Below are 13480 nucleotides of genomic sequence, written 5' to 3' on the forward strand. Positions count from 1 at the left end.
CAGGGCGGAAAGTGTCCTGTATCGACCCTACGCTCGGTTCACCGCTTCGAGAGGGAGAATCGCATGGCTGGTTTCGTGCTTGTTCCTGGCGCTTGGCTGGGTGCCTGGGCTTGGGAAGGCGTCACGCGTGCGCTGCGGGAACGCGGCCACACAGTGCTGCCGTTGACGCTGACGGGCCTCGGCGAAGGCGCCGGCGAGGCGACTGCGGAGACGAACCTGGACACCCACATCGACGACATCGTCACGGCCGTCGAACAGCACGGTCTGCGCGATGTCACCCTGGTGGCGCACAGTTACGCCGCGGCTCCCGTCACCGGGGCCGCCGGGCGTCTGGGATCGCGGCTGGAGCGTCTGGTCTACCTCGACAGCGCCCCGTTCGCCGAGGGGATGGGCATGCTGGACCTCATGCCGCCGCAGGCGGGGGAGCAGCTGACCAGGCAGGTCGCCGACCACGGGGAGGGATGGCGACTGCCGATGCCGCCCGTCGAGGTCCTCGGCTCGTTCGGCAGCCTGGAGGGGCTCGGCGAAGACCAGCTCGGCCTCATGCGCGCGAAGGCCATGCCCCAGCCGTTCGGCACCTACCGGCAGCGGCTCACCGGCGCGGCCGATCCGGGGCCCGGTGTGGACCGAGTCCTGATCGCCTGCGACGACTTCCGGAAGCTGCTGGATGCCGGGGTGCCGATGCTGGCTTTCCTGAACCAGGCGCCGTGGCGCCGATTCGACCTGTCCACCGGGCACTGGCCGATGCTGTCCGCCCCTGGCGAGCTCGCCGATGTCCTTCACGCGGCCGTCTCGGGATCCCGGTAGCAATGAGGAAATCTCCAGTGCACTGCTGTCCGACCTGTGAAAATGGCCGCGTTTGAATGGTCCTGCCGGTGCCGGATCCCCGCGATGACGTGGGATGCCGCGCGAGCGGATCGGCACACAGCGCCTGCGGCAGATGTTCACCCGTGCGGCCCATTCGGTCCGCAGACCTTCGGGCGCGTCGCGGCGGACGTTCTTCCGGCGGCATGTCGAAAGTGCTCGACCGGCTCCGACCGATCAGTGAACAACGACGAACCGGGGGAGAGATCATGTCCGCTGTCAGCCAGTCCACCAACAAGCAGACCGTCGAGCGGTACATCGACGGGTTCAACAAGTCCGACCACGAGCAGATCCTTTCGTGCCTGACCGACGACATCGAGTGGACCGTGTTCGGCCACTTCCGGATCACCGGCAAGGAGGCCTACGACGCCAACATCGAAGGGCAGGACCCGGTCGGCGTTCCCCCGAAGGTGACGATCACGCGGATGGTCGAGGAGAACGACGTCGTCATGGCGGAGATGACCCTCGAAGCACTTCAGAAGAACGGCACCGTGATGCGCGCCGCGATGGGCGAGGTGTTCGTGATGCGCGGCGGTCTGATCCGCGAACGCCGGGCGTACGTCGTGCCTCTGACCGAGAACGACTACAAGTGACGGACGGTCACGCAGCGGGGCTCCCTTCCTCGTTCCGATTCACTGCTGATGTGGGGTTGGCGGGTGGGATGTTGTGATTAAGGCGGAAAGTGTTGTCAGGATCGTAGACGGCCTTGATTTCGGTGAGGCGCTGGTAGTCCTCGGGCTCGTATGCTGAGCGCACCTCCTGGGCGGCGTCCTCGCCATTCATGAAGTTCAGGAGACGGCCGCCGGTGCTCCACGGGACGAGCGCTTCGAGCATGCGTTTGTGTGCTGGCCGGATTTCGGTGATGTCGGCACGTTCCAGCCGGGAGACCACGTTGAACAGGTATCGCGCGTCCCGGTTGCCCACGGCGTTGGCGACGGCCGGCGGGAGGGCAAGTCGGCCGCCGAGGTGACGCAGTTCGAAGATGTGCGGCACCGGCGCGTGGGGTGGGGCCAAAGCGAGGATGGTGCGTACCGCCGTGGTGTCGAGCTCGCCGAGCAGGGTGGTACTGGCCTCGATGGATCCGGGGAAAGGCGGATCGGCATAGATGGACCCGGCTTCCGTATAGGGCAGTACGCGGAGGGTGTCGCTCGTCGGGCCGAGTGCCCGCAACGGTTCGACCAGGTTCTCGGCGGCATCGAGAACGTCCGCAGCGTAGGCGATACGAACATGAACGGCCTGTCGGCCTCGCAAGGCCTCCGGAAACGCGGCGATGTCCGGATAGGACATCTGCATGATCGATGAGCTCATCTCATCGGGCACGGTGGCCGTCCAGCGCAGGTAAGTGTCGAACACCTCGGCGGCCAGTTCGCCGGGGAACTGCAGCGATCCGCCGTAGAGCATGGTGATCGGCACGAGACCGATCTCGATGCCGGTCACCACACCGAAGTTGTCCCGACCGCCACGCAGCCCCCAGAACAGGTCCGGGTAAGACTCCTCAGTGACATGCCGCAACTGGCCGTCCGCTGTGACGACGTCGATGCTGCGCACGTGATCGGCGGCGTAGCCGTAGCGCCGGGAGAGCAGACTGAGCCCTCCGGCCAGGGTGTAGGACACCACGGCGAGGCCCGGATAGGAGCCTGACAACGGCGCCAACCCGGCAGGCGCGGCCTCGTGAATCACTTCGTCCCATCGGGTTCCGGCTGCCACCCAGGCCGTGTTCGTCTCGAGGCTCACCCGGACACCCGTCATCCGAGTGGTGTTGATCAACACTCCACCCTCACCCGCGATGCCGGCTGACGCATGTCCAGTGCCCTGCACGGCCACCGGAAGCGCGTGGCTTCTGGCGAATTCCACCGCGGCCCGCACGTCGGTGGTTCCGGTCGCGCCCACCACAAGGTCGGGCCGATGCTGACGAGCGAGTTGGTACCCGGCCCGTTCGATGTCATAGCCCTCGTCTTCGGGCGTGAGCACCGGGCCTCTCACCCGCTTAGCGAGGGTTTTGACCTCGGCTGGGTCGATGACGGTGGACTGGAAACGTTGTGGGCCTGAACTGCTCACGATTATTTCCTCTGGGTTGTCGGGTACGGGTGTTCGATCGACCGAAGCGGCCATAGGTAGTAAGGTGACCGTACTATTAATCGGCACGGTATTGTCAAGTCACCTGACGAATCACGACGGAAGGGGGTGTCCAGGATGACGACGCGCGCCGGAAGGCAGGGCAACCAAAATGTGAGCGAGATCCCGCTTCCTGCCTTGTTCACGCAGGCCAAGGACGTCACGCTTGCGGAGCTGCACCGGAGGCTCGATGAGGAGGGATTCGAGGGGATCCGTTATAGCCACGGCGCTGTTTTCCGGTTTATCGACGCCGAGGGCTCGCGGCTGACCGTGCTCGCCGGACGCTCAGGGCTCTCCAAGCAGGCGCTCGGTGAGGTGGTTACCGAGCTCGAGCGGCACGGCTACGTCGAGCGGGCGCCCGATCCAGTCGACCATCGCGCCAAGATCATCCGACTGACCGAACGGGGAAAGAAGGCACAGGTTGCCGCCACTCGAATCCTCGAGGATATCGAGCAGCGGTGGGCACAGCACCTCGGCCGGGATCGGATCGGTGGCATGCGCATAGTGCTGGAAGAGGTCGTCCGTTTCGAAAAGGCTAGGCAGGGGCCCTCTCGCTGCTGATCCGCGCCCCCAGTGCGACATCATGTTCGAGAGTGTCGATCTTCGTGCTGGGCCTCGGCGAAGGCCGAGGCTTGAGTGTCTGAGATGAACTGCTGTTCCGTAAGGGGATCCTCAACCGGAACACCAGCCGCCCCGGGTCAAGGTGTTCCGTATAGGTGTTCCGCGAACTGTTCCGGTGAAGGCCTCCTATCCGGACCACTGGAGCGCGTGAACGGAACCCGCGTCGGCTACGCCCGCTGCTCCACCGGCAAGGCGTCGGGATCCTGCTGTTCCTGCGGGCGGGTGCGTCCGGCGGCTACGCGACCGTGCTGCTGCCTGCGCTCGTCGTGCACGGCGTGGGCAACGGTCTGTCGTTCCCCAGCCTGAACATCGCCGCCGTCGGGGCCCTGCCCGACGACCGCCAGGGCCTGGCCTCCGGCCTGATCACCTCCGGCGTCCAGGTCGGGGCCGGCATCGGCGTGGCGGTGCTGGCGGCAGTGATGGCCGTCCCGGTGTCCCCGCTGGACGGTTACCGCGCGGCGTTCCTGACCGCCGGAGTCTTCTCGCTGGTCGGCGTGTTCATCGCCTATCTCGGCCTGCGTGCCCGCGCCGAGCCCCCGGCCACCGCACCGGCCTCCACCCGAGCCTGAGGAGCACCGCGATGACCCTGAACCTGACCCCCGACGAACTGCTGTCCACCACCCGGGCCGTCCGCAAGCGGCTCGACCTCGATCGGCCCGTCCCGCGCCGGCTCATCGCGGAGGGCCCACCGCTGACCGAGGACATCCGCCGCATGAACCACGCTCCGCGCTCCACCCAGGGTGTGTTCGACGGGCTACGGCACCTGACCGACAACATCCACCGCGTCCCGGCGTTCGTCATCCCCGCCATCGAAGGACGCACCGACCACGCCTCGACGGCCGTCCAATCCGGGACATGGGGCTCCATCCTGCCGGCGACATGGAACTTCATGCTCGCCGCCCGCGCCCGCGGCCTCGGCACCACATGGACCACCGCCCAAGGACCACTCGAACCCGAACTCGCCGCCACACTGGGCGTCCCCTACAACGAGGTCATGCTCGCCGCGTTCATCCCGCTCGCCTACACGATCGGCACCGACTTCAAACCCGCGCCCCGCATCCCACGCGACCAGATCCTGCACTGGGATCGGTGGTAAACGCCCCGACCGCTAGGCCGAGCACCCGGCCAGGCCGCAGAGGCGGCGGACAGGGCCGGCCGCAGGTTCCTCAACCCCGGTGACGGTGAGCGTGGTTCGGGGGGAGGCCGGCCCGCGCCGCAGTCAGCGGGCCAGGGGGATGACCCTGCGGAACTTGCCGCCGGCCGACTGCTCCGGCGGCTCCTCGGCGCGTTCCAACGCGACGTGCTCGGCCCTGTGTTCGGCCAGCAGGCGTGAGATCTCCTCGCGCACGGTCCGCCACACGTGATCGGGGTCGGCGCCGTCCGCCTGCTTCAGCCGCACCCGCAACATGACCGGCGCGCTCTGCACGAGCTGGAACTGCGCGATGCCGGGGACGCGGTCCAGCAGCGTGCCGAACGCCATGGGGGAGATGTGGACGTGCCCGCCGTCACCGGCGGGGAACTCGAGCATCTCCGCCGCGCGGCCCTGCACCTGGACGGCGGGCAGCGGACTGCCGCACGGGCAGGCGTCGGGCCGCACCAGGACGTTGTCGCCCAGGTCGTAGCGGAGGATCGGCTGGACCCGGTTGGCGAGATTACTCAGCAGGACGGTGTGCGAGGGCCGCCCCGGCGGGACGGGCCGGTGGTCGGCGTCGACCGGCTCCAGCACCGCCCAGTCGGTGTTGACGTGCAGCCAGTTGTGCGCGCAGCCGTAGGCGAGGAAGCCGCACTCGGTGGCGGCGTAGGCGGAGCGGACCTGGGCGTGGAACGCGGCGGCGATCCGGGCGCGGTTCTCCGCGGTGAGCGCCTCGCCACCGGCGATGACCACCCCCGGGTGAATGCGCAGGCGGCCGGCCTCCTGCTCGCCGGCAAGCAGCCCGAGCATGCCGGAGAAGCCGGCGAGCGAGCTGGGGTTGTATCGGTTCAGCTCGGCGGCCAGTTCCGGCAGCGGCTTGTGGATGGAGAACTCCCGCAGCATCCAGCCCAGCCGCGGGTGGTCGCGCCGGAACCGCGCGGCCCCGGCGACGGTGGAGAAGTGGCCAGGCGGCGCGGAGACGATGGCGGTGCGGCCGGCGCCGCGCATGAGGCGCACGAGATCGCCGATCCCCAGCCCGGCTCGCGCGCGCTGCCCGACCGCGTTGCCCACGGCCACGCTCCGTTCGTCCTGCAGGAAGATGCCGCGCAGCCCGCTGGTGCCGGACGTGGTGGCCACGAGGTACCGCCCCTGGAAGCGCTCGCCCACGAGGGCGGGGTCGGCGACGAACTCCCGGGCCTTGGCCAGCGTCACGTCCGGGTCGGTGACCCAGTCGTCGAAGCGCGCCATGAGCGCCTTCTTGTCGGTGACCGGGAGCCGCGCCGGGTCGTCGATCTCGTCGGGCAGCGCCCGGTACAGCTCGCGGTAGTAGGGCGAGTGGGCGCGGGCATAGGCCACAGCCTCGGCCAGGCGGGCCCGTTGCCGCCGCGCGATCCCCTCGGGGCCCTCGCGCAGCGCCCGCCGCGCGTCGCGGGCGAGGCTCCGTTCGTTCTCTGTCATGACGGGTCGTTCCCTTCTGCAGCGTCCGCGCGGACCGAGAGCAGGCCGCGCGCGGCGACGTCGAGGCCGTGCTGCGCGGCCCGCCACAGCTCGTCCTGCGACCGGCCGAGCTCGATGCTCGCCAGGCTCGCCTGCTGGACGGCGCCGATCAGGGAGCCGGTCATGGCGGCGGCGGTGATCGGATCCAACTGGTCCGGGAACGCCTTCAGCAGTTCGCCGGCCATCCTCCGCTGCAGGTCCAGCATCAGGTACAACCCCTTGGCCTGCAGCGCCGGCGTCGTCATCATCAGGTGGACCTCCGCCGACAGCTCCTCGGGCTCCTTGCGGGGCACCTCGGGGCGGCGCCGGGCGGCGTACTCCTGCACCGCCCTGGCCAGCAGCTCGCCCGGCCCCTCCTGCGGCCGCGGCACCGCCAGCGCGCCGAGCAGCAGGCCGAAGATGTGCTCGACGTCGGCGAACACGGCCTCGTCCTTGGCGCGGAAGTAGTTGAAGAACGTCTTGGGGTCGACGTCCGCCGCCACGGCGATCTGCGCCACCGTGGTCTGCTCGTACCCCTGCTCGGCGAACAGCCTCATCGCCGCGGCGATGATCCGCTGCCTGGTCAGCCGCTTCTTGCGATCGCGGCGCGATTCCTCCATGCGCAAAATATACATCACATGGAACTTTCCAGAGAGTGGAGAATGTTTCGAGCCGGCCGACGCGGGCCGCGTGTCCGGCCTTCGACTCACTCAACCAAGATCGCGATTGTGTCGCGCGCGCTGACCGCCGGGCTCGGGCAGGGCATGCCACTGGGCGACCTGGGGGGCGAGGCCGGCGCCGATCGGGTCGCCGCCTGGTTCACCGGCCGATGGGGCGGTGCGGCCGCGGCGAGTTTCAACGCCCGCCTGGACGCGCTGGGTCCCGCAGGCGAGACAGGCCCTGGCCCACCGTCCTGGGAAACGAATCGCCTGCATCGCCTGCTCGGCCACGACGGCTGACAGCGTATGTACGTCCGTCGGCTGGGGATGAGGACCGCCTTCAGGGGAGGAGGTTCGGCCAGTCGCCGCCGCGAGCCCGTACGTCCGCGGCCACCTCCTCAACCGACCGGCCGTCGGTGTCGACGCGCAGTTCACCCGCCCCGGCGCTGTCGAGCGCCACGGCCTCGTGCGCCGCTCGTCCGGCGATACGGTGCAGGGTGCCCGAGCCCAGCCCGCGCAGCTCATCACCCGGTGTGGTGGGCCCGCCTCCCTGGCCACGTCGCGCGACGCGCTCGGCCAGCGTTGCCGGCCCCGCATGCAGCCGGCATACGGTCAGTGCCACGTCGTGCAGCAGCTCGGCATAGCCATGGACGGCTTCGGCTGAGACGGCCTCCCCGGAGACGATCAGGCACCGGGCCCCGGCCGCGCGGTGCCCTGCCCAGATGGCCGCGAGGTTGCGGGCCTTGAGGCGATGGCTGTCCACGTCGTCGTCCGCGGCGGGACGCAGCGCACCGATCTGCTTCACATCGACGTAGGCGGCTCGTACGCCGGTCCGGTAGACCTGCATGAAGATCTGGTAGCCAACCGCCGACTTCCCAACCGCCGTCGCACCGGACAGCCACAGCACAGGCACCGGCTCGGAAGCGGGTGCGGCATCCGCCTGGGAGGTCGGGGGGTTCTGCTGGTCGACGACGCGGTGGAAGGTCACGGCGGGGAGGGTGCCCGGCCATCCTCCAACCCGTTCACAGACCAGCCGGGCCGTCTCGGACACCGCCAAGCCGCCGGTGTCCACGCTCACGTCGGCGTAGTTGCTGCGTTCCAGGGCTTCTGCTTCGATGACCGCCTCCCGCAGCAGATCCGGACGCCATCCCCGCGCGAGGAACCGTTCCTTGAGCTCAGCGCTGTCGACGCGCAGCCGGCACACGGTGAACGCGGCCTCGGGAAGAAGCGCGGTGTACTCACGAACCTGCTCGGGAGTGTCCACGAAGCCCGCAAGGACCAGACATCGCACTCCTTCCTGCCGAAATTCGGCCACATCGCGGCCAGATTCCGCGCGCGGAGGCGATGCGTCAGGCCCTCTGGCATGGGGTGGCACAGGCTGATCTGGTCAGCGTCGACAAACGCCGTCTTGACGCCGGCACGACTCAGCTGCGCAAACACCTCCCAGCCGACCGTGGACTTCCCGACACCCGTAGGCCCTGAAAGCCAGAGCACAGGTAGAGAAGCGTCGGTCATCCGCGCGACACTAGCGGGCTCCCGGTGCGGCGAGCGAGTGCGTTTCGCCGCCGTCAGGGGGCGGGTGAGGCGCTGATTGGGACGCGCGGTTCCAGGTCCAGCCGGGTGGCGGGTGCCTGGTCGGCCGGCTTCAGCGCCCCGCAGATGTGCGCGGCACAAGGGCACCTGGCCGCTGCCGACGTCCAACGGCGGGAACGGCCAGGTGCGTCATGACGGTGCTCCTCAGAGGCTGCGAGCGGTGATGTCGCCGTAGGCGGTGGTCGCGTGGATGTCGAGCTGGGTGGCGCCGTCGTTCTTGAGCCCGTTGCTGATGCGGCCGAAGGGCGTGCTCGCGTCGAGAGCGGCCGAGACTCCCGGGGCGGCGCCGACCGAGATCGCGCCGGCCTGGGTTCGCAGCACGACCGTGCCGTGTACGGCCTCGGTGACACTGATGTCGCCCTTGCTGGTGCTGATCTCCGCGGGCCCGGTGAGGCGGCCGACCGAGACGTCACCGGCGTCGGTGGTGATGCGGACGCTCGCGGCCTCGTCGAGCTTGATCTCGCCCTGTGAGCCCTCGAAGGCCACGTCGCCCAGCCGTCCGACGCCCCGGAGCTCGGCGCTGGCCGCCTTCGCCTCGACCCGGGAGCCGGTGGGCAGCTGAACCGTCACCTCGATGGATCCCGAGGCGCCGAGGAACTGGTTCTTCGCCGAGGCCTCGATCCGCAGGACGCCGTGACCGTATTCGACCTTGGTCTGCTCGGCCACCTTCACGTCGCGGCTCTTCGAGGCGTCCGCCGGCAGGATCTCGACCGCGGTGTCGGCCCGGTCGGCGGCGATGAAGCGGACCCGTCCGGCGGGGATGTCGAGGACGGCGGAGATCGGGGCGGGGGTGTCGAACTTCTGCATCGTGCTCTCCTGCGGTCGTTGTTTCTTGTGGTGGAAACGCTACGTTGCATTTCAGGAAGCTGCAACAGTGTTGTTGCGAACATTCTATAAAACCACAGGTCATAGGCGATAAATCGTTGCGATAGCCTGGACGGTAATGCAACAGCAACCCCAATTGCGTGTTGCAATGATTTGGGGCTGAACGCTATGCTGGAGGCATCAGGGAACTCGAAGGAGATCGCGATGCCGGGAGGCAGGCTCACCCAGCAGGACCGCCAGCAGATCGCGCTGGGGCTGGCCGACGGCCTCCCGTACGCGGAGATCGCCAGACGTCTCGACCGCCCCACCTCCACGATCACGCGCGAGGTGATGCGGAACGGCGGCCCCACCGCCTACCGCGCCGACCTGGCCCATCGCGCCACCGAGCGCCGCACTCACCGGCGCAGGCAGGCCGCGCCCCGGGGGCCGGAGGCGTCGCCGCAGCCCCACGGACGCGACGCCGAGGCCGTGCGCGACTACGAGGAGACGTTGACCACCGTTTTCATGCAATCGGGTCTGCCCAAGATGATGTCCCGGGTGCTGAGCTGCCTTTACACCACGGACGCGGGCAGCCTCACCTCGTCCGAACTCGTCCGGCGCCTCCAGGTCAGCCCGGCGTCCATCTCCAAGGCGATCACGTTCCTGGAGAGCCAGGACCTCGTCCGACGAGTACGCGACGAACGCCGCCGTGAGCGCTACGTCGTCGACGACGACCTCTGGTACCAGGCGATGGTCGCCAGCGCACGATCCAACGCGCAGCTGGTGGAGGCCGCGCGGCAGGGCGTCGGCATCCTCGGCCCCGACACCCCCGCCGCCGTCCGCCTGGAGAACATCGCCCGCTTCCTCGACTTCGTCGGCGAGGGCCTTACCCGCGCCGCGGAGCAGGCCCGCGAGGTCCTCTACACCCATCCCAGGGAAACCTGATCATCGCCGGCCCCGGCCCGAGCACGCGGACGCCCACCGCGGGACCGGGTGGACAGGGTGTCGAGTACTCCGGTGACATGGCGCGATCACGCTTCGGCACAATTGCTGATGTGCGGGTTGGATTGCTCGGACCGTTCGAGGTCCGGAACCACGATGGGGCCGTTGTGGAGGTTCCCGGGGTTCGACTGCGCGCACTGCTGGCCGCCCTCGCCCTCGAACCCGGCCGGATCGTCACGCGTACGAGGCTGGTGGACTGGATCTGGGGGCGACGGCCGCCCGCGGACGAGGCGAACGCCTTGCAGGCGTTGGTGTCCCGGCTGCGCAGGGTGTTGCCGGACGGTGTGATCGAGGCGGAGTCCGGCGGGTACCGGCTGGCCGTCGCTCCTGACGCCGTGGACGTGTGCCGGTTCGAGCACCTGGCCGGTCAGGCCCGTGCCGCCGAGCCCGCGGCGCGGGCGGACCTGCTGCGCTCGGCCCTGGCATTGTGGCGCGGCACGGCCATGGCGGACATCGCCCTGGGAGACAGCGATGCGTTCGACGCCGCGGTCGCGCGTCTGGACGAGCTTTACGTCGCCGCGCTCGGGGACCGGGTGGACGCGGACATCCGCCTCGGCCGCGGTTCGGAGTTGATCTCCGAGCTGACCGAGCTGGTTTCCACGTATCCGCTGCGGGAGGGGTTCGTGGCGGCCCTGATGCGGGCGCTCGCCGAGGCGGGGCGTGGGGCCGAGGCGCTGACCGTGTACCAGCGGACGCGCGAGCGGCTCGCCGAGGAGCTGGGCGCCGACCCGTCGGCCGAGCTGTCCGCGCTGCACACCGCGTTGCTGCGTGGCGAGCTGGGTGAGCATGCGGACGAACGCAGGACGAACCTGCGCGCCGGGCTGACGAGTTTCGTCGGCAAGGACGACGACGTCTCCGCGGTCGCCGGTCTGGCCGGCAGGCACCGGCTGGTCACGCTGACGGGAGCGGGTGGCTCCGGCAAGACGAGGCTGGCCACGGAGACCGCGCGGACGATGCTCGCCGAGGTGCCTGATGGGGCGTGGCTGGTCGAGTTGGCCTCCGTGCGGGCGGGCGGCGACCTGGCGCAGGCCGCCCTCACCGCGATCGGCCTGCGTGACCAGGCATTGCCCGGTGCCACGCGGGGTGGAGAACCGATGGACCGGCTCGTCACCGCGGTCCGGGAGCGCTCGATCCTGCTGATCCTGGACAACTGCGAGCACGTGATCGAGGCTGCGGCGGATTTCGCGGATCGGCTTCTGGGGGAGTGCCGGAGGCTGAGGATTCTGGCGACGAGCAGGGAACCGCTCGGCATCACCGGGGAGGTGCTGTGGCAGGTCGAGCCGCTCGCGCTGCCCGCGGAGGGCGCGGACCCCTCCGAGGCCGGGTCCGCTCCCGCGGTGCGGCTGCTGCGGGACCGCGCGGAGCTGGTGCGCAAGGGCATCGGCTCCGACCCGCGCACCTTGTCGGCCATGGCGCGGATCTGCCGGGCGCTCGACGGGATGCCGCTGGCGATCGAGCTGGCCGCGGCACGGCTGCGGACCATGTCCGTCGATCAGCTGGCACGTCGGCTCGACGACCGATTCCGCCTGCTGACCGGCGGCAGCCGTACGGCGCTTCCCCGGCACAAGACGCTGCGCGCGGTCGTGGACTGGAGCTGGGATCTGTTGACCGAGGCCGAACGTGCCGTACTGCGGCGGCTTTCGGTCTTCTCCGGCGGGGCGAGCCTGGAAGCGGCCGAACGGGTGTGCGGGGACGAGGCGTCCGGCGTGGATCAGGTGCTCGACCTGCTGACCGCGTTGATCGAGAAGTCCTTGCTGCTCGCCGACGGCGAGGACACGCCGCGCTACCGCATGCTCAACACCATCAGGGAATACGCTGCGGACCGGCTCGGCGAAGCCGGGGAGACCGAGCAGGCGCGGCGGGCGCACCTCGCCTATTTCACCGAGCTGGCCGAGACGGCCGAGCCGCACCTGCGCCGGGCCGAGCAGTTGGAGTGGCTGGCCGCGCTCAGGGCCGAGCACGACAACATCGGTACGGCTCTGCGCGGAGCGATCGCCGAAGGATGGGCGCAGGAGGCGATGCGGCTGGTCGCGGCCGCGGGCTGGTACTGGTTCCTCAGCGGGCACCGGGACGAGGGCACCGAGCTGAGCATCGCGGCGGCCTCGCTGCCCGGTGAGGTGCCCGACGAGGTGCGGGCGATGGCGTACACCATCGTGACGGTGTTCATGAGCTCGGGGCCCGGCCGCGACCAGTATCAGGCGCGGGAGTGGATCGAGGAGGCGCACCGGCTCACCAAGGACGGGTATCGTCACCCCCTGCTCGGGTTCGTCGCCCCGCTGGAGCGGATGCTGCGGGAGCCGATGGAGTTCCTGTCCGCGTTCGAGCCGCTCATCGCCGGCGACGACCCATGGGTGCGCGCGCAGGCCAGGCTCGCTCGTGGCCGATTGCGGCTGACGCTCGGCGGCGACGATACTGACGTGGACGTCGATGCCGAAATCGCCCTCGCCGAGTTCCGTACGCTGGGTGAACGGCTGGGGATCTCACTGGCGCTGACCTTCCTGGCCGATCGGCTCGCCATGCGGGGCGAGTTCTCACGCGCGTGTGAGCACTACGAAGAGGCGGTCGGGGCGCTGACCGAGGTGGGCGCGACCGAGGACGCGGTCGGCCTGCGGGCGCGGCAGGCCCAGCTGTACTGGCTGCTCGGCGATGAGCGGTCCAGCACGTCCGCCATGGCACAAGCGCAGCGGTACGCGGGCGAGATCACCTGGCCGGACACGCTTGCCGAGCTGGCGATTTCGAAGGCGCAGCTGGCGCGCTGGCGCGGCGAGCCGGACAAGGCGCGTCGGCACCTGGCCACGCTGCGGGCGACAACGGGCGACGCGGAACCAGGCGGCGCGGTCCGCGCCAAGGCCATGGACCTGTACGGCTACCTCACCGAGGATCTCGACGAGGCCCGCGCGTATCGGACCGAGGCGCTCCGCGCGGCCATGGAGATGCCGTATCCACCGCTGATCGCCGAGGTGCTGATCGGGATCGCGGATCTCGCGCTGCGCCGGGGACAGTACGAGCAGGCCGTGCGACTGCTCGCCGCAAGCGACGGCGTGCGCGGTACGCCGGATCGTTCGCAGCCGGACGTCTCCAGGATCACCACGGCCACGCGGAGTCGCCTCGGCGAAGCCGTGTTCGCCGAGGCGGCCCTCGCCGGTCGGCGGCAGGACTGGCGTGAGCTGGCCGAGGCCACCCTCGCTTCGTGAACTACGCGCACCGCAGTCCG

13 protein-coding genes are annotated in these 13480 nt (G+C 69.7%); 8 read left to right on the plus strand and 5 right to left on the minus strand.

What is annotated here, in order from left to right; all coding sequences use genetic code 11:
* The first annotated feature begins 63 nt into the window (after positions 1-63).
* The gene (locus tag AB0B72_RS06860) at positions 64-807 is read left to right on the plus strand and encodes an alpha/beta fold hydrolase (RefSeq protein ID WP_367737404.1); all 744 of its coding nucleotides are present in this window, start codon (positions 64-66) and stop codon (positions 805-807) included.
* 266 nt (positions 808-1073) lie between these two features.
* Positions 1074-1457 carry a nuclear transport factor 2 family protein gene (locus AB0B72_RS06865; protein ID WP_367737405.1) on the plus strand — a complete coding sequence of 128 codons (384 nt, stop codon included), beginning with the start codon at positions 1074-1076 and terminating at the stop codon, positions 1455-1457.
* Between the two features lie 7 nt (positions 1458-1464).
* On the opposite strand, the gene AB0B72_RS06870 is transcribed toward AB0B72_RS06865, so the two are convergent.
* A complete protein-coding gene (locus AB0B72_RS06870) occupies positions 1465-2976 on the minus strand; it encodes an FAD-binding oxidoreductase (RefSeq protein ID WP_367737407.1) in 1512 nt (503 codons plus the stop codon).
* Between the two features lie 81 nt (positions 2977-3057).
* Here AB0B72_RS06870 and AB0B72_RS06875 point away from each other — a divergent pair, with 81 nt between their 5' ends.
* The 3 genes from AB0B72_RS06875 to AB0B72_RS06885 all read left to right on the plus strand — a co-directional run bounded on the left by AB0B72_RS06875 (position 3058) and on the right by AB0B72_RS06885 (position 4696).
* A complete protein-coding gene (locus AB0B72_RS06875) occupies positions 3058-3540 on the plus strand; it encodes a MarR family winged helix-turn-helix transcriptional regulator (RefSeq protein ID WP_367737409.1) in 483 nt (160 codons plus the stop codon).
* Between the two features lie 266 nt (positions 3541-3806).
* Positions 3807-4169 carry an MFS transporter gene (locus tag AB0B72_RS06880; RefSeq protein WP_367737621.1) on the plus strand — a complete coding sequence of 121 codons (363 nt, stop codon included), beginning with the start codon at positions 3807-3809 and terminating at the stop codon, positions 4167-4169.
* 11 nt (positions 4170-4180) lie between these two features.
* Positions 4181-4696 carry a nitroreductase family protein gene (locus AB0B72_RS06885; RefSeq protein ID WP_367737410.1) on the plus strand — a complete coding sequence of 172 codons (516 nt, stop codon included), beginning with the start codon at positions 4181-4183 and terminating at the stop codon, positions 4694-4696.
* Between the two features lie 123 nt (positions 4697-4819).
* On the opposite strand, the gene AB0B72_RS06890 is transcribed toward AB0B72_RS06885, so the two are convergent.
* Together AB0B72_RS06890 and AB0B72_RS06895 are read right to left on the minus strand one after the other, a co-directional pair.
* The gene (locus tag AB0B72_RS06890; RefSeq protein ID WP_367737411.1) at positions 4820-6190 is read right to left on the minus strand and encodes a phenylacetate--CoA ligase family protein; all 1371 of its coding nucleotides are present in this window, start codon (positions 6188-6190) and stop codon (positions 4820-4822) included.
* Positions 6187-6828 carry a TetR/AcrR family transcriptional regulator gene (locus AB0B72_RS06895; RefSeq protein ID WP_367737412.1) on the minus strand — a complete coding sequence of 214 codons (642 nt, stop codon included), beginning with the start codon at positions 6826-6828 and terminating at the stop codon, positions 6187-6189. Before AB0B72_RS06895 ends, AB0B72_RS06890 begins: the two co-directional genes overlap by 4 nt.
* A 108-nt stretch (positions 6829-6936) precedes the next feature.
* Between AB0B72_RS06895 and AB0B72_RS06900 the strand changes: the two genes are divergently transcribed.
* Positions 6937-7167 carry a hypothetical protein gene (locus tag AB0B72_RS06900; protein ID WP_367737413.1) on the plus strand — a complete coding sequence of 77 codons (231 nt, stop codon included), beginning with the start codon at positions 6937-6939 and terminating at the stop codon, positions 7165-7167.
* A 40-nt stretch (positions 7168-7207) separates the two neighbouring features.
* On the opposite strand, the gene AB0B72_RS06905 is transcribed toward AB0B72_RS06900, so the two are convergent.
* Positions 7208-8131 carry a hypothetical protein gene (locus AB0B72_RS06905; protein ID WP_367737414.1) on the minus strand — a complete coding sequence of 308 codons (924 nt, stop codon included), beginning with the start codon at positions 8129-8131 and terminating at the stop codon, positions 7208-7210.
* Positions 8132-8604: 473 nt separating this feature from the next.
* Positions 8605-9267, minus strand: a complete 663-nt coding sequence (locus tag AB0B72_RS06910; RefSeq protein ID WP_367737416.1) for a DUF4097 family beta strand repeat-containing protein — start codon at positions 9265-9267, stop codon at positions 8605-8607.
* Between the two features lie 222 nt (positions 9268-9489).
* On the opposite strand from AB0B72_RS06910, the gene AB0B72_RS06915 reads away from it, so the two are divergent.
* Both AB0B72_RS06915 and AB0B72_RS06920 read left to right on the plus strand, forming a co-directional pair.
* Complete coding sequence (locus tag AB0B72_RS06915) at positions 9490-10209, plus strand: helix-turn-helix domain-containing protein (protein ID WP_367737418.1); 720 nt, start codon at positions 9490-9492, stop codon at positions 10207-10209.
* 164 nt (positions 10210-10373) lie between these two features.
* Positions 10374-13460 carry a BTAD domain-containing putative transcriptional regulator gene (locus AB0B72_RS06920; RefSeq protein WP_367737420.1) on the plus strand — a complete coding sequence of 1029 codons (3087 nt, stop codon included), beginning with the start codon at positions 10374-10376 and terminating at the stop codon, positions 13458-13460.
* The last annotated feature ends 20 nt before the right edge of the window (positions 13461-13480 follow it).

The organism is Microbispora sp. NPDC049125 (genome assembly GCF_040802045.1).
Taxonomy (GTDB): Bacteria; Actinomycetota; Actinomycetes; order Streptosporangiales; family Streptosporangiaceae; genus Microbispora.

Bases quoted from the DNA above. Each gene is read 5' to 3' on its own strand.
- AB0B72_RS06885 (WP_367737410.1), top strand. From the start codon at position 4,181: ATGACCCTGAACCTGACCCCCGACGAACTGCTGTCCACCACCCGGGCC.
- AB0B72_RS06865 (WP_367737405.1), top strand. From the start codon at position 1,074: ATGTCCGCTGTCAGCCAGTCCACCAACAAGCAGACCGTCGAGCGGTAC.
- AB0B72_RS06890 (WP_367737411.1), bottom strand. From the start codon at position 6,190: ATGACAGAGAACGAACGGAGCCTCGCCCGCGACGCGCGGCGGGCGCTG.
- AB0B72_RS06870 (WP_367737407.1), bottom strand. From the start codon at position 2,976: ATGGCCGCTTCGGTCGATCGAACACCCGTACCCGACAACCCAGAGGAA.
- AB0B72_RS06910 (WP_367737416.1), bottom strand. From the start codon at position 9,267: ATGCAGAAGTTCGACACCCCCGCCCCGATCTCCGCCGTCCTCGACATC.
- AB0B72_RS06915 (WP_367737418.1), top strand. From the start codon at position 9,490: ATGCCGGGAGGCAGGCTCACCCAGCAGGACCGCCAGCAGATCGCGCTG.
- AB0B72_RS06860 (WP_367737404.1), top strand. From the start codon at position 64: ATGGCTGGTTTCGTGCTTGTTCCTGGCGCTTGGCTGGGTGCCTGGGCT.
- AB0B72_RS06895 (WP_367737412.1), bottom strand. From the start codon at position 6,828: ATGGAGGAATCGCGCCGCGATCGCAAGAAGCGGCTGACCAGGCAGCGG.
- AB0B72_RS06875 (WP_367737409.1), top strand. From the start codon at position 3,058: ATGACGACGCGCGCCGGAAGGCAGGGCAACCAAAATGTGAGCGAGATC.